This window comes from Salinicola sp. V024, assembly GCF_052645315.1.
The window spans coordinates 203,731-228,220 of sequence record NZ_JBQXYB010000003.1; the positions used below are offsets into that span (position 1 = coordinate 203,731).

Consider the following 24,490-nt stretch of genomic DNA (forward strand, 5'->3'; position numbering starts at 1 on the left):
GACGCTTTCCTAGAAAATGAAGTCCAGACCGAGGCTGAAGATCGATCCCCAGCCCCCGTTCCAGTCACTATCGATGTCTCGCCACAGAAATCCGGGGCGCTGAATATGAACGCGATCCAACTGCGCCTTCAAAGCCATGTTGGCCGTGACGTCATAGCGCGCGCCCACCGAATAGGTCTGTTGCTTGAAATCCCCTTCACTACCACCCTCGCCATCAGAGGTCGTCTCGACCTGCGAATAAACCAGATAGGGCGTGACGCGACCGATCCGATAGCCCGTCGAGACGAAGCCGGAATCGACCGCACCGTCCGCGCTGGTCTTACTGCGATTCCACATCGCCTGAATCTGCAGCGGACCCTGATCATAGACCGCCCCTAGCGAGTAGAGCCTGAGCCGGTCGAAGCCGAAGGCGTCGCCCAGCACATCGTCGGCGGTCAGACTGATATAGGGATTGAACGAGAGCATCTGGTCGAGCTGATCCGGCACCTCTCCCGAGAAAGAGATATCGGACTCGACTTCGGTGTACCCCACCCGGAATCGCCAGGGTCCCGTCTCGTAATCGAGATGGCCGCCATAGACCTTGTCGACATCGAAATGGGCCTCGATGCCCTCGCCGATGAAGACATCGCCGTCGGAGCGGCCGGTATAGAGTTTGAGCAGCACCAGATCGCTGCCGACCGGCTGCTTGAAGGTGACATCGACACCATCGATGTAGGTCAACTGCAGCGTGCCGAAATGGTCCACCGGCGGCCGCACCCAAGGGTAGGCATAGCCGACGTAGCGCGAATCGGAGAGCTGATAGACGTCCCAGCCCAGCCGGCCCACGCGCAGCTGCAGGCCGGGATCGGGCCGATAGCGCAGATACGCCCAGCTCACTTCGGGGCTGAAATCGCCGCTGTCGTGGTAGCGGCTGATGCCCTGCACCACCGTGTCCAGCTCGTCGGTGAAGCGGTAACCCACCTGCGCGCCCAACATCGAATCGGTGCGCGCGCTCCAGCCTTCGCCGGCGCCCTTGGGCTGGCTGATATCGCGGGTGAAATCGGCTTCGTCGAGGTTATTGTGGATCAGCCCCAACGTGCCGAACCCGCTGAACGTCAGCCGCCCGTCGTCGGTCAGCGGTCGGGCCTCGGCCGAGCAGGCTAGCGCTGCCATGGCCAGCCCCAGACAGACCGGTAGTAATCGTTTCATGCCACATCTCCGACGGAAGCGCTGGAAACTTCACCGTCGCAAAGGAAAATTAGGATAACCAAGGCTATTGTCGGCAGATCGCGCCCTTTCTGAAGGGCTGATCCACCGCCGTTCGGCTATTCAGACCCTTTTTGACCCAAGGGCGCAGCGCTGCGGCGTGTTAGACTTTGTCCCTATATACCTTCCCTGTTTATCGGATGGAGTCAGGCGCTCAATGTCATTGGAAGAACTGCACCTCAATCTGCGCAACCTCACCCCCGAGGACTATCCGCAGCTCAAGCGACTGATGGATGCCGTCTACGACGACATCGGCGGCGCCTGGTCGAAGCTGACGATCGACAAGCTGATCGGCGAGTTCTCCGACGGCCAGATCATCATCGAGGACGACGGCAAGATCGTCGGCGTCGCGCTGACCGTGCTGGTCGACTACGACCGCTTTTCGAACCCGCACAAGTACGACGAGCTGATCGGCCATCGCGAGATCATTCTCAACGACGCCAACGGCGATGCGCTCTACGGCCTCGACGTGCTGATCGACCCGGCCTATCGCGGCTACCGTCTCGGTCGGCGCCTCTACGAAGCGCGCAAGGACCTGTGCCGCTCGATGAACCTGCGCGCGATTCTCGCCGGCGGCCGGATCCCGAACTACCACCAGCACGCCGATGCGATGTCGCCCGCCGAGTACATCGATCGGGTGGCGCGCAAGGAGTTCTACGACCCGATTCTGTCGTTCCAGCTGGCCAACGACTTCCTGGTCAAGCGTCTGCTGACCAAGTATCTGCCCGAAGACGAGAAATCGATGGGCTACGCCACCCTGCTCGAGTGGAACAACATCCTCTACGAGCCGGCCAGCCGGATCATCGAGACTCGCCGTACCCAGGTTCGCGTGGGCGCCGTTCAGTGGCAGATGCGCGAATTCGACTCGGTCGAAGCCGTGTTACAGCAGGTCGAGTTCTACGTCGACGCGATCTCCGACTACCAGAGCGACTTCGCCGTCTTCCCGGAGCTGTTCAACACGCCGCTGATGGGGCTGACCGACCAGACCGATCAGGTCGCCGCGATTCACTTCCTGGCCGGGTTCACCGAGCGCTTCAAGACTGAAATCTCGCGGATGGCAATCTCCTACAACATCAACATCGTGGCCGGCTCGATGGTCGAGATCGGGGAAGACGGTAAGCTTTATAACGTTGCTTACCTGTGCCACCGCGATGGCGAGATCGACCGTCAGGCCAAGCTGCACATCACCCCGCAGGAGCGGCGTGACTGGGTAGTGGAAGGCGGCGACGAGCTGCAGGTGTTCGAGACCGATGCCGGTCGTGTCGGCATGCTGATCTGCTACGACGTCGAATTCCCCGAGCTCCCGCGTCTGCTGGCCGAGCAGGACATGGACATTCTGATCGTGCCGTTCTGGACCGACACCAAGAACAGCTACCTGCGCGTGCGCCACTGCGCCCAGGCCCGCGCCATCGAGAACGAGTGCTACGTCGTGGCCTGCGGCAGCGTGGGCAACGTACCCTCGATCGAGAACCTGGACATCCAGTACGCCCAGTCCTCGGTGTTCTCGCCGTCGGACTTCGCCTTTCCTCACGACGCGGTCATGTCGGAAACCACGCCCAACACCGAAATGGTGATGTTTTCGGATCTTGACCTGACCAAGCTCAAGCTGGTCCGTTCCGAGGGCGCGGTGACCAATCTCAAGGACCGTCGTCTCGACCTGTTCGACCTGCGCCTGCGCGACTGGTCGTGGAAGTCCGGGGGCCGGCAGGAAGAGAGCTGAGCGTGACATGAGTGCCTGGAGAGACGGGGAAAAGAGCGGGTGGCGGGGCTGGTGGAAAGCCCGGCGACAGGATTGGAAGGATAGTCGGCGCGAGGCCCGGCAACGCTCGCGCCCGCCGTTCGATCCCGAGGCGTGGCGGAAGATCCGTTACGGCTTGCCGCTGCTGGCCGATCTCGATGACGCCGATGCCGAACGCCTCGGCCCGCGGGCCTGGCAACTGCTTCAGCGCAAGCGCTGGGTGGCTGGTGACGACGTCGAGCTAGATCAACCCGCCATGCTGGCGATTGCCGCCCAAGCCGAGCTGCTGACGCTCGGCTGGTCGGACCGCGACGCCAGCGCCGCCTTCGACAACGTCACCGAGATCATCCTGCTACCGGATAGCTTCCATCGCCACGTCGAGGAGATGGACGACTTCGGTGTGATGCACGAATACATGGATGAACGCGCCGGGGAAACCTCCTGGCGCGGCCCGGTGGTGCTGGCGATTCCCGACGTCGCCGACAGCGGCGACTACACCGGCTACAACGTCATCATTCACGAATTCGCCCACAAGCTCGATCTGGGTAACTCGCAGGATGTCGACGGCTTCCCGCCGCTTGCCGCCGCGAGCGACGTCACATCGAAAGAATGGCATCGCGTCTTCACCGCCGTCTGGGACGACCTGCAAGCGCATCTCGAACGTGGTGAAGACACGCCCATCGACGACTACGCCGCCACCCACCCCGGCGAATGTTTCGCCGTCTGCTGCGAACTCTTCTTCACCGCCCCGGATCAACTGGTCGATGTCTACCCCGAGCTTTATGACCTGCTGAAGCGGTACTTCCGCCAGGAGCCATTGGTGCGGTTTGAGCGAAACTATCCGGCGGAAATCGATCAGCCGTAGGATTGATCCTTCACGCTTCGCGATACCGTTCGGCACGTATCACTCACCACCTCGCCCTACTGACCATGACGCCCAAGCCAACCCTGACTAGAGAATTGGTCTCAGAGGCGTTACTCGGAGAAAACATTGGTTTACATTGGTGCAGATACTAATCAGGCGGTGCGGCTAGAAAACGCGGCTAGGGTATTGGCATAAGAAGATTAAGGCGGCTTGCGACCCAGAGCGGACATGGCGCAAAGCAGTAGGCACGTTCAAGAGTGTTGAACGTATCGGCGCGTTCATCCACTATCAGAGCATTCCGTCTAATACCTGTTATCCAACTATGATCACTTACTATGAAGAATCGAGATAACCACTTGGGAATTGATCGCACTGAGGACTTTGTCCTATGGCGTTACATGGATCTAACCAAGTTCATGTTGTTGCTGTTGAGCAAATCGCTCTACCTACGTCGGGCGGACCTGTTCGAGGACAGATTCGAGGGCTCGCTATCTTTAGGTACGATAAATGCGATGAGGACATCTAACTTTCCACTGATGACTAGAACCATGCTTCAGCAGCACTTCGAGTCTCGAATATACCAATGTTACGTGAGTTGCTGGCACGAGGCTCCGCATGAATCCATGGCCTTATGGAAGATCTACGGTGACGTGGGTGCGGTCGCTATACGTAGTAGCTACAGACGACTGCGATCTGCGCTCCCTTGCCTTAATGATGATGCAATCAGTTCTGGCCAAGGCGATGTGAAGTTTGATGAAACGGGTCGACTTCAGGTGGTGCAGCACTTAGATATCGGAAGGATCAGATACCTCGACTACGATACAGAAGTAGTACCTAACGCTTACGTCTGGTCCTCTTTGCTTTGCAAACGCAATGCATTTCAGTACGAGAAGGAGGTCCGTATTTTTGCGTTGGCCGATAGTGCTCGGGAAATGGAGGTTCTGAACCGGGAACGCATGAACGGGAATCATGATGGACACTCTCATTCGGCGATTGCCAAGACAATGTATCCCCAAGGCATTGAGGTTCCTATCAACTTGCATAATGTAATAGAGGCGATTTACGTGTCGCCCCTTGCCAAGCAGGAAATGATGACTGTTATTCTTGATGCTTGTACGAAACACGGGCTTAGCGCAGACCTAGTTCGTCCGTCCAGCCTCGCCGGAGAACCGCCGAGGATCTGATGGTGGCGTTGGATAACAAGACGCTTAAACTCGTTCCGGCCCCTGCGTGGCCTGCACTGGACAGCTACTGCTGCGCAACGGCTGCCGTTTAGCTTGTCGATAGATGAAACCACTAGAGGGAAAATATGATTGATTTTACAGAGCTTCCCTCAGATGGGACTATGTTTGAGCAACTTGTTAGAGAGCTGTTCATTCGAAGTGGATTCGAAGTTCACTGGACTGGTGTAGGGCCTGATGCCGGTAGGGATCTAGTTGTCACGGAGCAAGCCAAAGGTAGCCTAGCTCCATTCCAGAGGAAATGGTTGGTGAGCTGCAAGCATTATGCAAACTCTGGAAAGTCAGTTGGACTGCAAGACATTACAGACATAAGAGATGCTTGTGCGGCTGTTGACGCTGAAGGCTTTATCCTAGCTTGCTCTACCCAGCCATCTTCAACAGTTGTGAGAAGATTAGATGAGATTCATAGAAATGGGAAGGTGCTAACCAAATATTGGGATGGGGTGGAGATCGAGACGCGGCTTAATACTCCTTCTACTTTTCCTCTCATTAGCCTGTTTTTTCCCAAGAGCTCCGAAAGCTTTAAGTGGAAAATTTACAATACTCATACGCCGTCATTTTGGGCAGCGAATTACAAAGATTACTTTTTATATCTTAGTTCTAGAACCGCAAATACTTTTCCGGCATTAAAGGATGTTGAGGAAATAATCCGGCGGTTAGAAGCTATAAAGTTACCCGAAGGCAGTGATTGGAATCAGCATATTATAAGGCCCAGAGCAGTATATTTTGATAACAAGCATGAGAACTTCACTGTCTTTGCCGATTATTTGTACCCTCATAACAAAGTGGGTTCCGTCCTTTCTCCGCGCGAGATAAACGAGTACTTACAGGATGGGATGGGTCTTTATTCCGATGCCGTAGGTATGTGGTATATCACTAATTGGGACATGAAGTATGTATCATGCATGCAACTAAGTGATCACTTCCACCTAGATCACAAGGATTACTACGAGCCATATATGGATAGGTATAGGATAGGCTTTTCCAGAGGTGAGTTTATTAGTGACATGTAAAAACTAAAAAAGATCATCTAACAATGCTAATCACGGCGACAGCTTTTTCCTTGCGGCTTCGCCTTCACTACAAAGCTGCGCGTGTTAGCGACGTTATACATCAGGAAGATCTCAATGGCCGCTTAGGCCGAAAGCGGACCAATTAGCCATCTCACCTGATCAGACCGTTCAGAAGGCTACCCACTTTCCCGATAGGGAAAATCGGAGCGCCATCGGCCCACCGCTTTGCTATTTTTCCCTATCGGGAAAACCCGGTTATGCTGGTTTCGTGTCGGCTCGTTTTGCCGCGAAAGGCTTGATTTGACACCCATCTGCGCCAGCTTTGAGGCCCCATGCGAAAGATACTGCTTGTCGACAACGGCTCCCTACGTCCTGCCGCGACGCTCAACCTGCGTCGTCTTGCCGATGCCTTGAGCCAGGCCACGGGCGAGACGGCCGAGGCTGCATCGCTGCTGCACTCGTTCAAGATTCCGCCCGAGCAGCTCGGTGGTCGCAAGGCGGATTCCCTGGGGCCGCTGGCCGAACGATATGCGGCCGAGGGCGTGACCGAACTGCTGATCCTGCCCTTCTTCTCCGGGCCCAGCCAGGCGCTGACCCGCTACCTGCCGGAGCGTCTGGCCGAGGTGCAGGCCAGCTACCCGCAGCTCTCGGTGAAGGTCGCCCCGCCGCTGGTCGATACGCTGCTGGCGCCGGATCTGCGTCTGGCCCGGCTGCTGGCGGAGAACGTGCGCGAGCGCATGGCCAACCTGTCGCGGCCCAAGGTCGTGCTGGTCGACCACGGCAGCCCGATCCCGGAGGTCACGGCGGTGCGCAACTATCTCGCCGGGCAACTGAGTGCGCTGCTGGCCGATGAGGCCGAGTGTGTGACCTTTGCCTCCATGGAGCGCCGTGACGGCGACGCCTACCGCTTCAACGAGCCACTGCTGGAGACGTTGCTGGCCTCACCCGAGCTGGCCGAAGGCGACGTGATTTTGTCCATGCTGTTTCTTTCCCCGGGCCGTCACGCCGGTGAAGGCGGCGATATTGCCGAGATCTGCACCCAGGCGATGTCTCGCGCCCCCGGCCTAAACGTCGTGACGACCCGACTGGTAGGCGAGAACGATGCCATCCTGGACATCCTCGCCACTCGCCTACGGCAGGCGCTGGCCGGTGGGCCACTGTTGATGGAACTGCCGGCGACCAACTCGAAAGGCGCATGATCCGCGCTTCAGTTTGAACCGGCAGTTGGCAGGGTGCGCCTATGCCTTCGCCGCCAGCACGCGCTCGAACTCCTGCCGCCAGGTCTCGGCATATCGCGCCGTGTCAGCGGGAAATCGCCCCAGTTCTACCGCCAGATCGAAGAAACCCTGCGCCGGCAGCCCTTCCCCACGGCGACTGACGACCAGCGCGGCAACGAAGGGTCGGTTCTGTTGGGCATCCTGGTGCATCAGACTCTCCAATGCCTGAGCCACACGCTGAATGGTACGCGGCGGCTGCAATCCCAACGCTTCGGCGAGTTGTTGGTAGGTCATTGGCAACGTCTCGCGAGGCGCTGTTTCGAGAAGCTGACGAACCTTTGCGGGCAATGAAAAGTTGTCTTCCATGCAGGCCTCAGGCGTTCGGATCGAAGAGCTTCACTTCACGAATGTCGACATGCTCCCAGACCCGCCCGGTCATGTAGGGCTCGGTCTCGAGCCAGGCGTCCAGCTCCTGCCGGTCGCTGAAGCAGAAGTGGGTATTGGAACCGATCATGTTGCCGTCATCGTTGAGAATCGCGCCGCCGCTGAGGAACTTCCCCTTTTTGGCTAGCTCCCGTACGCCTGCCAGATGCGCATCGCGCTTGGCCAGCCGGCGCTCGAGCGCGTCGTCGTCGGTGTAGTCGTAAGCCACCACGGCGTACTGTTTCATGCGCTTCTCCTGTCGTTCATGCGCCTCTCCTATCATTCATGCGTTTTGAAGATGACTCGTATCATGCGTCAGCCCTCCTGACGAGACAAACCGGCATTGAAGACAAGGCTGGGCGAGATTGCAGCCGCTTCGGCATATTCAAAAGTCATGCCGGCGCGCCAAGCGCTGGTAAAGCCCGTGAGCACGAAGCGCACTTGTCCTGAGCATGGATATCTCACCCTTCGCCAATCAACTGTGGTCGAGCTGACGAACCGTCATTGTGAGCGCTCGAACACGCCTCCTTCTGCGGGGACGAGCTTGTAGGCAGAGGCGTGACGCCGGACTTTTCCGACACCTTGTGTATGAGACCCAGCGACCAGCGTCTCTTCTTCCGCAAGCCGCTCGAGTAATGCGAGTCGAGTTTCGATCGCACGCTCGGGATCCAGGTCGACGACGACACTCCATTCGGGGTTGTTGAATTGCTGGGCCGCCGAATGCATGAGGTCACTCCACATGAGCAGACGTGCATCGCCATCTTCGAGCAGCACACCGTTGTGCCCCGGCGAGTGGCCGGGCAGAGGCACGAAACTGATACCCGGCCGGATAACCGCGTCGTCGGCAAGGACCTCGATTCGGCCTTGGTACTGCGCCTGCATCAGAAGCGCAACTTCATGATCACGCGGGTTGGCGGCGGGCACATGGTCAGGGTTGGTCCAGAATGCCATCTCTGTTTCACCGACATAGATCGTGGCGTTCGGATAGATCGCCTTGCCCTCGGCTGTCAGCAGCCCGCCCGTATGGTCCTTGTGCAAGTGGGTGATGACAATCGCATCGACGTCTTCGGGTGCATGCCCCAGGGCGCGGAGCTCGTTCAGGACTTCTCCGCGATCAGGGCCTTCTTCAAGGCCTGGACCGGCGTCCAGCAACCAAAGATGGTCATCCCATTCGATGGCAAAGGCGTGGAACGGCTCGAAGGATGGACCTTCTATCGGCAACCCGGCGGCGGCGAAATTGCGCTGGCCCTGTGCCGAGGCGACCGCCGGCATGAAGTCGGCGGTGAACGGAAAAACGCCGCCCAGTAGCCATGTCATCTTGAAACGTCCAATGTGAATTGCAGTCGTCATCCAACTCTCCTTCTGAGATTCAATGTCAGTGCGGGTCTTGCGGGACAAGCTTTAATCACGCCGATCGATGGGCGCGATCCATTGATAAATCAGCGCCATGACTGCGCAGATGGCGGCGAGCGCCATGACCGCCGACCAGCCGCCGACGCTCCATGCCCAACTGGCGGCCGCCGAGCCCACGGCGCCGAGAGTGAACTGGCCCGCCATGAACACGGTATTGAAACGACCTCGGGCCGATCCGGCGGCGTTGAACACGAGGGTTTGATTGGCAATGAGCGCGATCTGAAGACCGGTAATCATCAGGACGACACCGACGGCAAGGCCTGCCAGATTCGCGACGAACGCCATCACGAAAAAACTGGCGGTGATGAGCAAGACGCCCACTCTTACCGCGTTGCCGAGATGGTGTCGGCCAAAAATTCTGATGCCGTACGGCGCGAGCGGTACGCCGACCAACGCGAGAATGCCGTAAGCACCAGCGACACTGGCGCCGAGTTGGAATCTCGGGGTCTGGAGGAACAAGGCCAATATGGTCCAGAACGCGCTGAACCCGAGGAAAAGCAGGCTTTGTATGATGGTCGCTCGACGCAACGCCGGGCTGGTTCTGAACGAGTGCGACAACGATAAGAGCAGTTGCCCGTAGCTCTCTTGCGTCTCCGGTACGCTGGAGGGGAGCCGGGCCGCCAGAACCACCGTCATCCCCGCCGCCATGATGGCGCCCAGCATGAACATGGCGCGCCAGCCGAAAGATTCCCCGACCACGCCGCTGATCGTGCGCGATAGCAAGACGCCTACCAGTAGCCCGCTGGTGATGATCGACAGCACCCGTTCTCTGGACGACGGCGATGCCAGTTCGGCGGCAAACGGAATGATCTGTTGTGCCATGGTCGCAAACACGCCGACCGTGATGGAGACGAGAGCCAGGCTGATGAGACTTTGGGTGATCGCCATGGCCATCATCGCGAGCGTCAGGCCAATACTCTGGAGCAGAATCAGCCATCGTCGATCCAGCCGATCGCCCAGGGGGACGAGAAGTATCAAGCCGATGGCATAGCCGATCTGTGTCGCGGTGGCCACCAGGCTCACGCCGACGTCGACATCAAAATCCCGGGCGATCAGCCCGAGTAGCGGCTGATTGTAGTACTGGCTGGCCACCGCAAGACCGGTCGCCATTGCCATCAAGAAAACCAGCCCTCGTTGCGGCGTTTGTGAATGCGTTGATATCGGACTGTCGCGCTCGCATTGCGATGATTGATCGCCGCGACAAGTCGCTGACGCCGCGCGAGATCTTCGACCGATCCGTGGTATTCTGAACGTTAGATTCATCATCATTACCAATGGGCCACGGCCATTTGATGGACGGCGTAAAGCGCCGCCGCGACTATGCATTTGGGTTGGCTCAAGACATCTGGCGGATCGGGGCGTCGTTCAGCCACGCCACGAGATTCTCGACGGCTTGCCGGTAGAACAAGCGATACGTGTCGTGTGTCACGTAGCCGATGTGCGGCGTGCTGATGACATTGCCGAAGGTACGAAATGGGTGATTCTGCGGCAGCGGTTCTTGATCGAAGACATCCAGTGCAGCGCCGGCAATGCGGCGCGCTTCAAGGGCTTCGATCAGGGCCGCCTCGTCGACCAGCGGTCCACGCGACGTGTTCACGAGCCATGCCGAGCGTTTCATTCGCTGCAATTCCTCGGCACCGATGACGCCTCTGCTGCGATCCGACAAGATCAGATGCAGCGACAGCCAGTCCGCCTCTTCGATGAGTGTCGATTTGTCCACTCGCCTGCCCCCTGCGGCCTTTGCGTTTTCCGACGTCAGATTCTGGCTCCATGCGATTACGCGCATGCCAAGTGCATTGCCGACCGCTGCGACGCGCTGGCCGATCTTGCCGAGCCCCATGATCCCGAGTGTCGAACCCTCCAGATCACGGCCGACGCTGACCTGCCAACCGCCTGACCGAACGTCGGCGACTTCTGCGGGAATATGGCGTGCGGCAGCGAATATCAACGCCCATGTCATTTCAGGAGCGCCGTTACCGACGCCGTCCGTGTACGTCACAGTGATCTCACGGCTGCGGGCTGCTGGGAGATCTATCCCGGCGTTATGCGGCGCGTTGGAGCCGATGTACTTGAGATGAGGCAACCGCTCGAGCAGTGCCGCGTCGATTGGCGTGCGCTCACGCATGATATGGATGGCATCGAACGGCCTCAGTCTTTCAACCAGCGCTTCGAAATCGGCGAGATGATCGTCGAATGTCACCACCTCCGCGCGTCGATCGACCTCGGACCAGTCAGCATGGGTTCTGGCAACGCCCTGATAATCATCGAGGATGGCAATCTTCATGGGATGTCCTTTTGCTGGAAAGCGCGCGTAAAGGCAGCGAATCGACTACCGGCCGCGCTCTCACCCGATATTTGATCGACAGGCTGACAGCGAACGAATATGTTTTACATAGACAGGAATTTACGGCGGGCGTACAAAATTGTTCAGCTCAATGAATTGGGACGATCTGCGTGTCTTCTTGAGCATTGCCCGCTCTTACACGCTGGGTGAGGCGGCGCGTTCGCTTGGCGTGAGTCATCCGACCGTCGGTCGTCGACTCCAGGCATTGGAACAGGCCGTGGGCCAGAAGCTCTTTCAACGAAGCCCGGAGGGTTTGGTGTTGACCGAGGAAGGTGAGTCGGTCCTCGCGCTCGCCGAGCAGATGGAAGAGAGCGCGCTAGCCGTCTCGCGACGCCTCTCGGGGTCAACAGGAGAGATCAGCGGACATTTGCGGATTGCGTCATCCGACTGGTTCGGCGCCTGGGCGCTGCCGGCGCTCATTGCACGCTATACGCGGGAACATCCGGCGGTGACGGTCGACCTCCTGACGGGTAGCCGGCTCGCCGATCTGGCCCATCGGGAAGCCGATGTGGCTTTCCGTGTCGTGCCTTTCGATCAGCCGGATATCGTTCAGCGTCGGCTAACGACGGTCAGATTTGGGGTCTATTCGGCTCCCAGCCTCCCTGCCCCCGAGGAAGGTAACGGTGAAGGCGTGACGATTTTCGAGGACCTCGCGACGCCGACCTACCCGAATCCCGACTGGTTACGATCCCGTTTCCCCAATGCGCGGGTGGCATTCCGCTCGAACAATCGTACGGCACAAGCACGGTTGGCCGCCGAAGGTGAGGGACTCGTCTTGCTTCCGCTATCCATCGGAGAGAAGTCACCTGAGTTGCGCCGAATCACGCTGTCCGAAGAACCACCGGGTCGCGATCTGTGGATCGGCTATCACGCGGACCTGCGTCGGCTCGCCAGACTGCGCGCTTTCCTGGAACTCGCGATCGAAGTCCTGGCTGATTGAAAAATTACCCCGAGTACCTCTCGCGCCGTCCCCGGCGCGAGAGGTCACTGATATCGGAATATCTTGAGGTTTTTTACTGGGACGCCCATTGTCGGCAAAGCTCGAAATGACTCCTCAGATATCCGGCGTCATACGATCGAACTTGGCTTTACATTTTCCGAAGAGGCCTTCTGTCCGAGACATCAATCTGCGCACTTATTATTCGCCGATCTGTTGCCACGATAAGTATTTGTCTCCCCACTCTTTCATGGCATCAAGCACAGGGGAAAGAGTCAACCCAAGCTCCGTGAGTGAGTACTCTACGCGAGGAGGAACTTCCGCAAACACTTCGCGGGAGATGATGCCATGTGCTTCAAGCTCTCGAAGTTGCAACGTCAAAGACCGTTGAGTCACACCCCCGATAAGTTTACGAAGCTCCCCAAACCGTTTCGTCCCACTCAATAAATAGTAAATGATAAGCGGCTTCCATTTACCGCCGGCTACGGCAACGGTTGCTTCCACAGTGCATCGGTATTCGTGCATATCTTGATTTTTCATCGTTCGAAAATCGCCATTAGTATAAATTTTATACCTATGTATAAACAATGTACCTACTTTTCAGCGTGCATGAAAGACTCCAGAATCCATCCCCGCAGCGGCTAACAGCTTTGTCGCGTACATTTCTGATATAGGGCGTGGAGAGAATACTGATGAAAGCAGCCTACTATGAGGCCCAGGGAAGCGCCCGGGAGGTATTGGTTGTCGACGAGTTGCCGACTCCGGAACCCGGTCCGGATGAGGTCCGGGTGCGCATTCAGGTTTCCGGATTGAATCCGACTGATATCAAGGCGAGAAGCGGCTTCTCAGCGGAAATGCCCTACCCGCGAATCATTCCTCACCAGGATGGCGCAGGCGTTATTGATGCTGTCGGCGCCAATGTATCACCCGAAAGACGTGGTGAGCGGGTTTGGGTTTATGAAGCGCAGTTTGGCCGAGCCATGGGAACGGCAGCAGAATACGTTGTACTACCATCGAGCCAAGCCGTTCATTTGCCTGACGCGGTATCGTTCGAAGTGGGTGCTTCGCTTGGCATTCCAGCGTTAACCGCTCACCGCTGCCTGTTTTCCGATGGCAGTCTCGAAGGTCGGCGAGTATTGATACATGGTGGTGCCGGAGTGGTCGGAACAGCAGCAACTCTGTTGGCAAAATGGGCTGGCGCGTGGGTTTCAACAACGGTGACGAATGCTGATCAGGCCACTGTAGCAAAGGCAAATGGTGCGGACCTGGTGCTCGACCGAGCATCGGGAGATGTTGCGAATCTCGTTCTAAAAGCAACCAATGGACTCGGCGTCGATCACATTGTCGATGTCGCTTTGAAGTCCAATCTTGACATCAACCTGGTCTGCTTGTCTCAAGGCGGAGTTATTAGCGCCTATGCCACCGATAGCGCGATGGACGAATTATCCATTCCGTTATTGCAATCCATGATCCATGGATGTGTCTTCCGCTTCGTCTACATCTACAACGTGCCTGATGAGGCAAAACAGAATGCAATCAAGGACATCAATTCCTGTCTTTTAGCGGGGAGGTATTTTCCCAAAATCGGGTTGAACTTACCTCTAGAAAGCATCATCGATGCTCACGAGACACTGGAGCTTCATAAAGTCATAGGGAAAGTTCTTGTACATATCTAAATCGACAGACTTGAGTGCCCGCTCTCGCTCTTTACAGAGATAAACCAGGCGTATTGCTGCATCAAGTCCGTGTCTCTTGGAAGCAAGTGGCCAGATGGTCGATCAGGGCGCGAACTCGTGCGGGCTGGTGGTGGCGATCGGCGTAGACGATTTGCAGGTCGAGTCGTGTCGTTTGGTGATCGGCCAACACCCGTACCAGGCGGCCGTCGTCCAGCGGCTCGTCGAGCACGAACATGGGCGCGTACACGATGCCGAGACCTTCGATCGCCGCACGAACCAACAAGGTGATGTCATCCGAGCGCATGACGGCAGGGCCGTCGATCACGTGCGCACCATTCTTACCATCACTTACCGTCCAGTCGCCGGGCGAGCGGGCCGCCGTGAACACCAGTCGTGGTAGCCGGCAGATGTGCGAAACCTCTTGCCGCGCGCCAGGCGCCAACAAGCTGGGGGCACAGCCAAGGCCCATGCGGATACTGCCGAGCGGGCGGGTATGCAAAGCAGAATCGGGGAGTTGACCGATGCGCACGGCAAGGTCCAGCCGACCATCGACCAGATCGACATAGCGCTCATCCGTGTGCAGGTTCAGCGTGATCCTTGGGTGAGCGCTGCAGAACGCAGCCAGCATCGGCGCCAGCGTCAACGTACCGAAGGCGCGCGGCACGCCGAGACGAATCTCCCCGGCAAGCTGACTGCGGCCCTGGCGTGCTTCGGCGTCTGCCTCGGCCAGCGCATCGATAATGCGCTCTGACGCCACCAGGTATTGCTGGCCGGCCTCGGTTAGCGACAACGCGCGGGTGCTGCGGTGCAAGAGTCGTGTTCCCAGTGCCGATTCGAGCGCGCTCAGGTATTTGCCGGCCATGGCCGGCGACAACTCCAGTGCTCTGCCGGCCGCAGCAATACTGCCGTGCTCGACCGCCGCAATGAAGACTTCGATTTGTCGAAAACGATCCATGCCTTTTATTCCATCGCTTAATGATCGACGCCAACTCATATTTATCTCATTCTATCATCTGGCGATCGCACTCATGATGCTGGCTCCGCTTACCTATTCGGAGTACAAGCCATGACGATCGAAACAGACAACGCCGTTCTTCACGTTGCGGAGCATGGTGCTGGGCAGCGCACGCTCGTGTTTCTTCACTACTGGGGCGGTTCTGGCCGCACATGGATGGAAGTAACGGCGGCACTTGGGAAGCGGAACCTATGCCTCATGCCGGATCTGCCAGGCTGGGGTCAATCCGGCCCGTCGCGCAGTGGATATCGGATTGCGGATCTGGCCGAGGCGGTTGGCGGGATGATCGAAGCACGTCAGCTCCGTGATGTCGTACTGGTCGGTCATTCCATGGGTGGCAAGATTGCCCAGTATCTCGCGGGCCAGCGGCCGGCCTGGCTGAAGGAGCTGGTGCTGGTGGCATCGTCCCCGGCCCTGCCAATGGATGTTCCGGAGCCTCAGCGTCTTGCCATGCAATTGGCCTATGACAGCCGCGCGAGTGTCGAAGAGACGCTCGATCATGTCCTCACCGCGACGCCCGTCGCCGGGGTGATGCGCGAACGCGCCATTGCCGATAGTTTGGCCGGCGATCCGGCTGCCAAGGCCGCCTGGCCGGCCGTGGCCATGCTCGAAGACATCAGCGAGACGACACAACGCATCAATGTGCCGACGCTGCTGTTGACCGGTGAGTGCGACCGAGTGGATCCTCCAGCCGTGCTCGCCGACCGGCTCGTGCCCTTTCTACCGACCCCGGAAGTACAGGAACTGGCAGGTATCGGCCACTTGCTGCCGCTGGAAGCGTCGGCGGAAGTCGCAGCGCATATCCAGCGGTGGCTTGACGAGTTGGACAACAGAATCCGTAAATGATGGATACTAGGCTCTGTACGAAAACTGCCTACGCTCGCCGACTTTTCGTACAAACCCTAGTGTGGCGATTCAGAAATTAAGGTCATAAATTTTAGTCTATGCTTGATCATGCATGCCAACTAAAGAGGCAGACATGAGAACAGGCCGCCCCGCGACACCGATTGTGCTTACGAAAGCAGAACGCACCGAACTGGCCCGTCGCGCCAATCAGCGCAAGGGACCGTTCGATTCTCGTATTCGAGCCGAGATCATACTGGCCTGTGCCAGTGGTGAGCCGGGAACCGCTATCGCTCAACGTCTCGATATCGGCGTCCATACGGTCTCTCGCTGGCGAGTCCGCTTTGGTCAATGGCGGCTCGATGGCTTGAATGATACCTCCCGCTCAGGGCGGCCGCGAAGCATCCGTGACGAACAGGTTCAGGAAGTCATTGACCGAACCACCCAAACCCGGCCTGAGGATGCCAGCCATTGGAGCACGCGAAGCATGAGCAAGGCGGTGGGCATCTCTCCGGCCAGCGTGCAGCGCATTTGGCACGCCTTTGGATTGGAGCCGCATCGGGAGAAGACGTTCAAGCTATCGACGGATCCGGCCTTCGTCGACAAGGTGCACGACATCGTTGGCTTGTACATGAACCCGCCGGATCGGGCACTGGTGTTATCGGTTGATGAAAAAAGCCAGATTCAAGCGCTGAACCGCACCCAGCCCGGACTCCCACTGACTGTCGGCAAACCTGCAACGCGCACCCATGACTACCAGCGTCATGGGACGACGTCGCTGTTCGCTGCCCTGGACGTGGCGACGGGTGAGGTCATTGGACGTCTCAAGCGTCGCCATCGTAGCGCGGAGTTCATAACGTTTCTCAATGCCATCGACAGGGACGTGCCAGCGGGCCTGGATGTCCACCTCATCATGGACAATTATGGGACCCATAAGACGGACAAGGTGAAAACCTGGTTGTCGGAGAGGCCGCATTATCATGTCCATTTCACCCCCACATCGGCTTCATGGCTGAATCTGGTGGAGCGCTTTTTCTCGACGATCAGCGAGAAATGGATCAAGCGGCAAGCGCACACTAGCGTAAGCGATTTGGAAAAATCGATCCGGCATTATCTGACGATTTACAACGACGATCCCAAACCGTTCCAGTGGCGAAAAACGGCGGATGACATTATCGCCTCTGTTGGCAGGGCGGCTGCCTCACTGAATCGGTAGAAAGACATGCTGATTAATGAGTCTAACTTGTAAAACACCACACTAGGGGCTAGTCATCGAAGCATACATCGACGCCTACCATATAACCCTCACAAGGCTATCACCATGATCGATCTTCGCAGCGACACCGTCACCCGCCCGAGCGAGGCGATGCGCCAGGTGATGTTCGATGCGCCGCTGGGCGATGACGTCTGGGGCGACGACCCTAGCGTTGCACATCTGGAAGCCTATATCGCCGAGCGTACCGGCAAGGCGGCGGCGCTATTCTTCCCGTCCGGCACCCAGAGCAATCTGGTGGCGCTGTTGAGCCATTGCCAGCGCGGCGACGAGTACATCGTCGGCCAACAGGCACACACTTATCGAATGGAGGGCGGCGGCGCGGCGGTGCTGGGCGGCATTCAGCCGCAGCCGATCGAGAACGAGGCGGACGGCACGCTGCCGCTGAACAAGATCAAGGCGGCGGTCAAACCGATCGATCCGCACTTTGCGCGCACGCGACTGCTGACGCTGGAAAACACCTTCCACGGCCAGGTGCTGGATGCCGGTTATGTCGAAGAGGCCACGACGCTGGCGCGGCGCTTCGGGTTAGCCACCCACCTGGATGGCGCGCGGATCGGCAATGCGGCGGCCGCGACCGGCGCCAGCCTCAAGGCGCTGTGCAAGCCGTTCGATACCATCTCGATCTGCTGTTCGAAAGGATTGGGCGCGCCGGCGGGTTCGGTGCTGGTTGGGGCGGCGGATTTCATCGAGACGGCGCGGCGCTGGCGCAAGGTGGTAGGTGGCGGCATGCGTCAGGTCGGCATGCTGGCGGCGGCGTGCGAGTACGCGCTGGAGCATCAGCTGGCGCCGCTGGTCGAGGATCACGCCAAGGCGGAGCGCCTGGCGGCGGGGCTCGCCGGTATCGACGGCATCACGGTGACGGCGCAGGCGACCAACATGGTGTTCGTCGAATTCACCCGGCCGGAACTCGATCCCGACCATCTCCATGCCTGGCTGAAGACGCGCGACATCCTGGTCGGTGCGCTCTACGCCCCGCGCTTCGTCACCCATCGCGATGTCTCGATGGACGATATCGACCATGTCGTCACTGTCATCGCCGAGTATTTCCAGCGCTGACGGCCAGACTCAATCAACCCGAGTCGAAGAGGACGTGCTGGGACGAGTCGGCGTCGAGCGCGAGTTCGAGGAAGTACCGGGTGCTCGCTCGGCGCCGCCATCCCCGGCAGTTGCCCCGGGATCGCAGACACGTCGTGCGGTGGAGACGGTCGAGCCGCCATCGCTGCCATGGCAGATCGAGCCGCCACCGCTGGGCCGCTGTTGCCGCGTTTCCCGCGGGTAGCTCAAACCGGGAACGACATGGACATCCAACCGCTTGGGCACGTAGTAGGCGCGGCCATCGCGGTCGTTATCCGGCAGCCTGATGCGATGACCCGTCTGGGGATCGACGACCGAGACGCCATCCGCCACGGCGGGAAAACTGATCAGCGTCGCACCGGTCAGCACCGAACCGGCCAGTATCAGCGCGAAGCGGGTCGTTGCCAGCCGGTTGCCGCGCCGGGCGCGCGTAGAGCGTGTTTGCATGGTCCACCTCCGGTGGCGATATCTCATCTCAGCGTAGCGCAGCGCCTGGCGCGCGCTAGAGTCAGGGCTTGAATCAGGCTAAAAGCGAGGGATTCGAGAGACTTACGGCGGGGATTCACTGGTCTGGGATAGCCAGTCCCACAGTGCCGTCGCCGCTGGCCGCAACTGGCGCCGGCTGGGGCGGACCAGCCAGAACGCTTCATCCGTCGCCATATCCAGATCGAACGGCGCGACCAGATCGCGGCTGGCCTCGAGCAGGCGCCGATGCGACAGCGCGACGCCGCCACCGTAGGAAGCCAGTGCCAGTGTGGTCACGTGCGTATCGCAGATCATCGCCTGGCAACGATGCTCGAGTCCGGCGAATCCCGCTTCCACCAGCCAGCGGGGCCAGCCCGCAGCGAATCCGGCGGCATGCAGCAGCGTCTTGCCGGCAAGATCCTCGGGCGTGTGGAGCTCCGCCGCCAGCGCTCGGGAACAGACCGGCAGCAGTCGCTCTTCGCCCAGGCATTCCGCCGTCACGTCGTTCCAATCACCATGGCCATAGCGAATTTCCAGGTCGGCACCCTCGGCGCCGAAATCGTCCGCCCAGATCGCGCTGACCAGCCTTAGCGTAATGTCGGGGTGCATCTGCTGGAAATGAATCAGCCTCGGCGCCAGCCAGGTCTGCTGCATCGCCGGCGTGGCGCGTAACGTCACTGGGGCGCCGGGGCTGGGGCCGAAGACTTCCGAGGTGCCCTCGGCAAGACGGGTGAACGCGCCCTGAACGCTGGGCAACCACGCCTGCCCGGCCGGCGTCAGCGCCAGGCTGCGCGGGTAGCGCACGAACAGCGACTGGCCGACGCGATCCTCGAGTAGCCGGATCCTCTGGCTGATCGCCGACTGGGTGACGCCGAGCTCGCGCCCGGCCTCGGTGAAGCTCAAGGTTCGCGCCGCGGCTTCGAACGCCTGCAGCCATAGCACCGGCGGTAAGTCCGACATGACGCTCCCAAAATCATCCGTTGGTCCAAGAGGCAAAGCCGCTCATTAGCCAAGCTTGGTCTTAGCAGCCAGATTAATCGTTTGTCATGTTCCGACGCAATCCGCATCCTAGTGACACGCAATAACACACGTTACTAACAGAGATGGTAATTCCCGCCATCGAGGAAGTGCCCTTTTGTCATCCGCTAACGCCTTCAACGACGCTTTGACCGATCATCATGGCAAGACGGCCATCGACATGGCGGAACTGCGCCGCTACCGCCAGGGCAACGGCGCCACGGACGCTGCGCTCGACAGCGCCGTCCAGGAAGCTCGACGTCTGACGCTGGCCTGGTCCGATGGCCGCACCGGTCAGTTCCCGTTGATGTGGCTCCGCGACCACTGCGCCTGCGACCAGTGCCGCCACCCGCTGACCCGTGAGCGTCTCTACAAGCTACTCGACGACCCTCTCTGGGAGCGCTTCGCCACTGACGAGGCGCTGGCATCCTTTGAGTTCGATGACCGCTCGCTGACGCTGACCTGGCAGGATGGCCACGTGTCGCGCTTCGACGCCGGCTGGCTGCATCAACGCTGCCCGGGTCACGAGCTGACGACCTTGCTACCCACGGCGACGCCATGGGTCGAGGCGTTCACGCCAGCGCATATCAACCATGCCGATTTCGTCGGTAACGGCGACGGCCGCAGCCGCTGGGCCAGCGCCCTGCTGCGCGACGGCCTGGTCATGCTCGATCAGGGCCCCTGCGAGCTGGAAGAGGTATCGCGCATCGCCGAAAGCATCGGGCCGATGCGTTCGACCAACTTCGGCGGCCGCTTCGACGTGCGCTCGGTTCCCAACCCCAACAACGCCGCCTATACGGCGATCGGTCTCGAGCTGCATACCGACCTGCCCAACTGGCGCCAGCCGCCGGACATCCAGCTGCTCTACTGCCTGGAGAACGATGCCGAAGGCGGCCAGTCCAGCTTTGCCGACGGTTTCGCGGTCGCCGAGATTCTGCGCGAGGAAAACCCCGAGGCCTTCCGGGTGCTGTCGGAAACGCCGATCGACTTCCGCTTCCAGGACGATGGTCATGATATCGCCGTGCGCGAACCGGTAATCGACCTGGACGGCGACGGCCGCCCGCGCGAGATCCGGTTCAACAACTGGATTCGCGACACGCTGAGCCTGCCGGCGGATCGGATCGAAGCGTGGTATGACGCCTATCGAGCCTTCTGGCAGATCCTGCGCCGCCCCGAACGCCGGGTCGAACTGACGCTCGAGCCGGGCCAGATGATCGCCTTCGACAATCGCCGCGTACTGCACGGTCGCAACGCCTTCGACCCCAATACCGGCAAGCGTCATCTCCAGGGTACCTATCTGGACCTGGACATGCTGCAATCACATCTACGGGTGCTGTCTCGGTGAGCCGACGATCAGCACGGCGTTGATACAAGCCGCCCACGCCATGAATTCATGGCCGGGCGGCTTTTCTGCGTGTATCCCCCCGCGCGTCGCGGCCGGACAGCGCTCGTTGGCTGGAAAGCAGGCGCTCTCGATGGGATACGCCAATTGAGGGAACGACAGGAGACAATAAATGAAACGACCGACGACGATTTCCGCCCTGACGCTGACCACCGGACTGCTGCTTGGAACCGGCTTCGCACTGACCACCGCCAGCTCGGCGATGGCGGCTGACAAGCAGATCAACTTCGGTGTGCCGGCGTGGCCCGGCATTACCGTGAAGACTGAAATTGCCCATCAGCTGCTGGCGCCGCTGGGCTACCAGAGCAAGGCCCAGGACATCGGCCTGCAGGTGATCTACCAGGGTCTCGACACGGGCGATGTCGATGTCTTTCTGGGCGCATGGCTGCCGGCGCAGAATCCGATGCTGGAACCGCTGGAAGACGACGGCAGCATCACCCGACTGGCGACCAACGTGACCGGGGCGCAGATGACGCTGGCCGTGCCCGACTACGTCTACGACAGCGGCATCAAGTCGTTCGCCGATCTCGATGCGCATCGCGACGAGTTCAACGGCGAAATCTATAGCTTCGGCGCCGGCTCTGCTGCCAGCGAGATTCTCAACAAGGCGATCGATGAGGATACCTGGGGCTTGGGCGACTGGACGCTGATCGATACCAGCACGGTCGGCATGCTGAGCGCGGCCAAGAGCCACATCGCCAACGAGGAGCCCATCGTCTGGGTCGGCTGGACGCCGCACTGGATGAACCTCGAACTGCCGATGCAGTATCTCAGCGACTCCAAGAATCTGTTCGGCGAGGGCAACGGCGCCAGCGACGTGCGCACGCTGATGGCCAGCGACTACGCCGGTGCCAATCCGAATCTGGTGACCTTCTTCAATCAGTTCTCGTTCTCTGCCGAAGAACAGAGCTGGATGATCAAGCAGTACGGCCAGGAAGAAAAATCGATGGAGGAGGTCGCCAAGACCTGGATCGAAGACCATCCGGATCGCATCGAAGCCATGATGAAGGGTGTGAAGACGCAGGATGGCCAGCCCGCATGGCCGGCGGTGAAATCGGCGTTCTCGCTGTAACGTCGAGGCGGAAGGATCGACGCCCGAAGCGTCAACGGTGACAGCAAAAAACCGTTACAAATTGATGGCGATTTTTTTGGAACCTCGTGGAACTAAAGGGAGCAGGCCGCACTCTGAGTCAGTGTTCCCTTGAATGATCCCTTACTTGCCTACCATCCCCTGGTAGGCATTTTTTTGTGCCCTACTATCCCTGGCGTATCCCTGGCGGTCACCCTTCGGGCCGTCGCTGGCGCGACGTCTCAAAAATTTCTCCCGGAAGTTTTTGTCCGGTGGTCTGGCATTCCGCGCTGCTGGCCCTCGGCCATCAAGGCAGTGGCGGCACGCGCCCTGTCATTTCGTTCACCATGAAATCGACGAACTGCCGGATTCGGGCGCTGTCCCTTGCGCGTTCGGCGTAGAGCAGGTGGAAGTCGGCGCGAATCCCCTGCCATTGGGGCAGCAATGCCACCAGCTCGCCCCGCGCCAGATGCTCGTGAACGTCCCACCAAGACCGCAGCAACACGCCGTGGCCGTCCAGCGCCATCCGGGTCATGGCTTCGGCATCGTTGCTGGCAAGCCGGCCTTGAACGCGAACGGCGCGCGGGGTGCAAGCCTCGTCGGTGGCCTCGAACCGCCACAACGAATAGTCACTATCGATTTCGCGCACGATCAGGCAGCGATGCCGTGCCAGATCCTCCAGCCGCTCAAGCTTCGGCGCCTGCGCCAGATAGCCGGGCGCAGCGCACAGTATCCGGCGATTGGCGAGCAGACGTCTGGCTATCCAGCGCGATTCCGGCGGTTCCCCGACACGGATGTTGATATCGAATCCCTGCTCGTCGAGCCCCGCGGGGAAGCTGGTCAACTCCAGCAGCAGCTCCAGTTGGGGATGAAGCGCGGCAAAACGCGAGATCAGCGGGGCCACGTGGCGCCGGCCGAAGCCGAACGTGGCGTTGATTCTTAGCCGACCCGACAACGCTGCGCTCTGATCTCTCAACGAGTTTTCCAGATCGCCGAGGTCATCGAGAATCATTGCGCCGCGTTTGAGGTAGCGCTCCCCTTCCGCCGTCAGCGCCAGGCGCCGCGTCGTCCTCGCGGCCAGCGATACGCCCAGCCGCGACTCCAGCTGCTGCAAACGCTTGCTGACGGCGGACAGGGAGAGACCCAGCTCCCGGGCCGCACCGGTCAAACTGCCTGCCTGGGCGACCCGCTGAAAGAAGGCCAGATCATCGACCGGCGACATAAGATTCTCCACTTGAGCGAAACAGTCGCTTCGATTCTAGCCCGATTATCCCGAGCCGTTCAGTAGCTACACTGCAGTCAGCGCAGAAAGAAACCCAAGCCGAGGCCAAGCCGATGTTCGAGGGATTTCGCGAATTCGATATCGAGGTGGAAGACAACGTCGCCATTCATGGCGTGATCGGCGGCGAAGGCCCGCCGCTATTGCTGCTCCACGGTCACCCGCAGACCCATGTCATCTGGCATCTTCTCGCCCTCAGGCTCGCCGAACACTACACCGTGATCGCGACCGATCTGCGCGGCTATGGTGATTCTGGTAAGCCAGCGGGTGAAGAACATCATTCCAACTACAGCAAGCGTCGGATGGCGCTGGATCAGGTCGCGGTCATGCAGGCGTTGGGGTTCGAGCGTTTCTTCCTCTGCGGCCACGATCGCGGCGGTCGGGTCGCGCATCGGCTGGCGCTGGATCACGCCGATCGGGTAATCAAACTAATGGTGCTGGATATCGCGCCGACGCTGGCAATGTACGAGGCCACCGATCTGACTTTCGCCACTGCCTACTGGCACTGGTTCTTTCTGATTCAGCCCGCGCCGCTACCGGAATCCTGGATCGAAGCGGCGCCCGCCGATTATGTCACCCGGATCATGGGCGGCCGTCATGCCGGCCTGGCGCCGTTCGATCCGAGAGCGATCGCCGAGTACCAGCGTTGCCTGGCGCTTCCCGGTGCGGCCCATGGCCTGTGTGAAGACTATCGCGCCTCCCGCACCATCGATCTGGAACACGACCGCGCCGATCGCGATGCCGGCCGGCATCTGACGGTCCCACTGGACGTACGGTGGGGTGAATTCGGCACCATCGAACGCTGCTTCGACGCGCTCGCCGAGTGGCGGGCAGTCTCCAGTGACAGCGTCGAGGGCGGTGCCCTGCCCTGCGGCCACTATCTTCCCGAGGAAGCGCCGGATGCGGTCTTCCAACAGCTCATCGACTTCATGAGGTAA

24 protein-coding genes are annotated in these 24,490 nt (G+C 59.7%); 13 read left to right on the plus strand and 11 right to left on the minus strand.

Annotated features, from left to right (window positions below; all coding sequences use genetic code 11):
* Positions 1 to 9: 9 nt before the first annotated feature.
* Positions 10 to 1,188, minus strand: a complete 1,179-nt coding sequence (locus ACUN9V_RS06815) for a porin (protein ID WP_445510830.1) — start codon at positions 1,186 to 1,188, stop codon at positions 10 to 12.
* A gap of 214 nt (positions 1,189 to 1,402) precedes the next feature.
* On the opposite strand from ACUN9V_RS06815, the gene ACUN9V_RS06820 reads away from it, so the two are divergent.
* From ACUN9V_RS06820 to ACUN9V_RS06840, 5 genes are all read left to right on the plus strand, one after another.
* Positions 1,403 to 2,965: a GNAT family N-acetyltransferase gene (locus ACUN9V_RS06820; protein ID WP_445510831.1), complete on the plus strand. Its 1,563-nt coding sequence runs from the start codon at positions 1,403 to 1,405 to the stop codon at positions 2,963 to 2,965.
* Between the two features lie 7 nt (positions 2,966 to 2,972).
* Entirely contained in the window at positions 2,973 to 3,848 is an 876-nt protein-coding gene (locus ACUN9V_RS06825) for a M90 family metallopeptidase (RefSeq protein ID WP_445510832.1), read from the plus strand.
* A gap of 623 nt (positions 3,849 to 4,471) precedes the next feature.
* Positions 4,472 to 5,032, plus strand: coding sequence for a hypothetical protein (locus ACUN9V_RS06830; protein ID WP_445510833.1), 561 nt, complete (start codon positions 4,472 to 4,474; stop codon positions 5,030 to 5,032).
* 125 nt (positions 5,033 to 5,157) lie between these two features.
* A complete protein-coding gene (locus tag ACUN9V_RS06835) occupies positions 5,158 to 6,102 on the plus strand; it encodes a restriction endonuclease (protein WP_445510834.1) in 945 nt (314 codons plus the stop codon).
* Positions 6,103 to 6,434: 332 nt separating this feature from the next.
* Positions 6,435 to 7,301, plus strand: a complete 867-nt coding sequence (locus ACUN9V_RS06840) for a sirohydrochlorin chelatase (protein WP_445510835.1) — start codon at positions 6,435 to 6,437, stop codon at positions 7,299 to 7,301.
* Positions 7,302 to 7,340: 39 nt separating this feature from the next.
* Here the strand turns inward: ACUN9V_RS06840 and ACUN9V_RS06845 are convergent, their stop codons facing one another.
* The 5 genes from ACUN9V_RS06845 to ACUN9V_RS06865 form a co-directional block, all read right to left on the minus strand.
* On the minus strand, positions 7,341 to 7,613 hold the full coding sequence (locus ACUN9V_RS06845; RefSeq protein ID WP_445510836.1) for a hypothetical protein: 273 nt from the start codon (positions 7,611 to 7,613) through the stop codon (positions 7,341 to 7,343).
* A gap of 79 nt (positions 7,614 to 7,692) precedes the next feature.
* Positions 7,693 to 7,989 carry a YciI family protein gene (locus ACUN9V_RS06850; RefSeq protein ID WP_445510837.1) on the minus strand — a complete coding sequence of 99 codons (297 nt, stop codon included), beginning with the start codon at positions 7,987 to 7,989 and terminating at the stop codon, positions 7,693 to 7,695.
* A gap of 254 nt (positions 7,990 to 8,243) precedes the next feature.
* Entirely contained in the window at positions 8,244 to 9,092 is an 849-nt protein-coding gene (locus ACUN9V_RS06855; protein ID WP_445510838.1) for an MBL fold metallo-hydrolase, read from the minus strand.
* Between the two features lie 51 nt (positions 9,093 to 9,143).
* Entirely contained in the window at positions 9,144 to 10,481 is a 1,338-nt protein-coding gene (locus ACUN9V_RS06860; protein ID WP_445510839.1) for an MFS transporter, read from the minus strand.
* A gap of 10 nt (positions 10,482 to 10,491) precedes the next feature.
* Positions 10,492 to 11,439, minus strand: coding sequence for a D-2-hydroxyacid dehydrogenase family protein (locus ACUN9V_RS06865; protein ID WP_445510840.1), 948 nt, complete (start codon positions 11,437 to 11,439; stop codon positions 10,492 to 10,494).
* Positions 11,440 to 11,590: 151 nt separating this feature from the next.
* On the opposite strand from ACUN9V_RS06865, the gene ACUN9V_RS06870 reads away from it, so the two are divergent.
* Complete coding sequence (locus ACUN9V_RS06870; RefSeq protein ID WP_445510841.1) at positions 11,591 to 12,439, plus strand: LysR family transcriptional regulator; 849 nt, start codon at positions 11,591 to 11,593, stop codon at positions 12,437 to 12,439.
* Positions 12,440 to 12,637: 198 nt separating this feature from the next.
* On the opposite strand, the gene ACUN9V_RS06875 is transcribed toward ACUN9V_RS06870, so the two are convergent.
* Positions 12,638 to 12,976: a winged helix-turn-helix transcriptional regulator gene (locus ACUN9V_RS06875; protein WP_445510842.1), complete on the minus strand. Its 339-nt coding sequence runs from the start codon at positions 12,974 to 12,976 to the stop codon at positions 12,638 to 12,640.
* Between the two features lie 152 nt (positions 12,977 to 13,128).
* On the opposite strand from ACUN9V_RS06875, the gene ACUN9V_RS06880 reads away from it, so the two are divergent.
* The gene (locus ACUN9V_RS06880; RefSeq protein WP_445510843.1) at positions 13,129 to 14,112 is read left to right on the plus strand and encodes an NADPH:quinone reductase; all 984 of its coding nucleotides are present in this window, start codon (positions 13,129 to 13,131) and stop codon (positions 14,110 to 14,112) included.
* Positions 14,113 to 14,173: 61 nt separating this feature from the next.
* On the opposite strand, the gene ACUN9V_RS06885 is transcribed toward ACUN9V_RS06880, so the two are convergent.
* Positions 14,174 to 15,067: a LysR family transcriptional regulator gene (locus ACUN9V_RS06885; protein WP_445510844.1), complete on the minus strand. Its 894-nt coding sequence runs from the start codon at positions 15,065 to 15,067 to the stop codon at positions 14,174 to 14,176.
* A 111-nt stretch (positions 15,068 to 15,178) separates the two neighbouring features.
* On the opposite strand from ACUN9V_RS06885, the gene ACUN9V_RS06890 reads away from it, so the two are divergent.
* The 3 genes from ACUN9V_RS06890 (at position 15,179) to ltaE (ending at position 18,302) form a co-directional block, all read left to right on the plus strand.
* Positions 15,179 to 15,973, plus strand: a complete 795-nt coding sequence (locus ACUN9V_RS06890) for an alpha/beta fold hydrolase (RefSeq protein ID WP_445510845.1) — start codon at positions 15,179 to 15,181, stop codon at positions 15,971 to 15,973.
* A 133-nt stretch (positions 15,974 to 16,106) separates the two neighbouring features.
* Positions 16,107 to 17,186, plus strand: a complete 1,080-nt coding sequence (locus ACUN9V_RS06895) for an IS630 family transposase (protein WP_445510846.1) — start codon at positions 16,107 to 16,109, stop codon at positions 17,184 to 17,186.
* Between the two features lie 105 nt (positions 17,187 to 17,291).
* Positions 17,292 to 18,302: a low-specificity L-threonine aldolase gene (ltaE, locus tag ACUN9V_RS06900; protein WP_445510847.1), complete on the plus strand. Its 1,011-nt coding sequence runs from the start codon at positions 17,292 to 17,294 to the stop codon at positions 18,300 to 18,302.
* Positions 18,303 to 18,311: 9 nt separating this feature from the next.
* On the opposite strand, the gene ACUN9V_RS06905 is transcribed toward ltaE, so the two are convergent.
* Both ACUN9V_RS06905 and ACUN9V_RS06910 read right to left on the minus strand, forming a co-directional pair.
* Positions 18,312 to 18,767, minus strand: a complete 456-nt coding sequence (locus ACUN9V_RS06905) for a hypothetical protein (RefSeq protein ID WP_445510848.1) — start codon at positions 18,765 to 18,767, stop codon at positions 18,312 to 18,314.
* Between the two features lie 102 nt (positions 18,768 to 18,869).
* Positions 18,870 to 19,745 carry a LysR substrate-binding domain-containing protein gene (locus tag ACUN9V_RS06910; protein WP_110692448.1) on the minus strand — a complete coding sequence of 292 codons (876 nt, stop codon included), beginning with the start codon at positions 19,743 to 19,745 and terminating at the stop codon, positions 18,870 to 18,872.
* Positions 19,746 to 19,920: 175 nt separating this feature from the next.
* Here ACUN9V_RS06910 and ACUN9V_RS06915 point away from each other — a divergent pair, with 175 nt between their 5' ends.
* A complete protein-coding gene (locus ACUN9V_RS06915; protein WP_445510849.1) occupies positions 19,921 to 21,147 on the plus strand; it encodes a TauD/TfdA family dioxygenase in 1,227 nt (408 codons plus the stop codon).
* A 169-nt stretch (positions 21,148 to 21,316) separates the two neighbouring features.
* Entirely contained in the window at positions 21,317 to 22,276 is a 960-nt protein-coding gene (locus ACUN9V_RS06920; RefSeq protein WP_445510850.1) for an ABC transporter substrate-binding protein, read from the plus strand.
* 304 nt (positions 22,277 to 22,580) lie between these two features.
* Here the strand turns inward: ACUN9V_RS06920 and ACUN9V_RS06925 are convergent, their stop codons facing one another.
* Complete coding sequence (locus tag ACUN9V_RS06925; RefSeq protein ID WP_445510851.1) at positions 22,581 to 23,495, minus strand: LysR family transcriptional regulator; 915 nt, start codon at positions 23,493 to 23,495, stop codon at positions 22,581 to 22,583.
* Positions 23,496 to 23,608: 113 nt separating this feature from the next.
* Between ACUN9V_RS06925 and ACUN9V_RS06930 the strand changes: the two genes are divergently transcribed.
* Positions 23,609 to 24,490, plus strand: a complete 882-nt coding sequence (locus tag ACUN9V_RS06930) for an alpha/beta fold hydrolase (protein ID WP_445510852.1) — start codon at positions 23,609 to 23,611, stop codon at positions 24,488 to 24,490.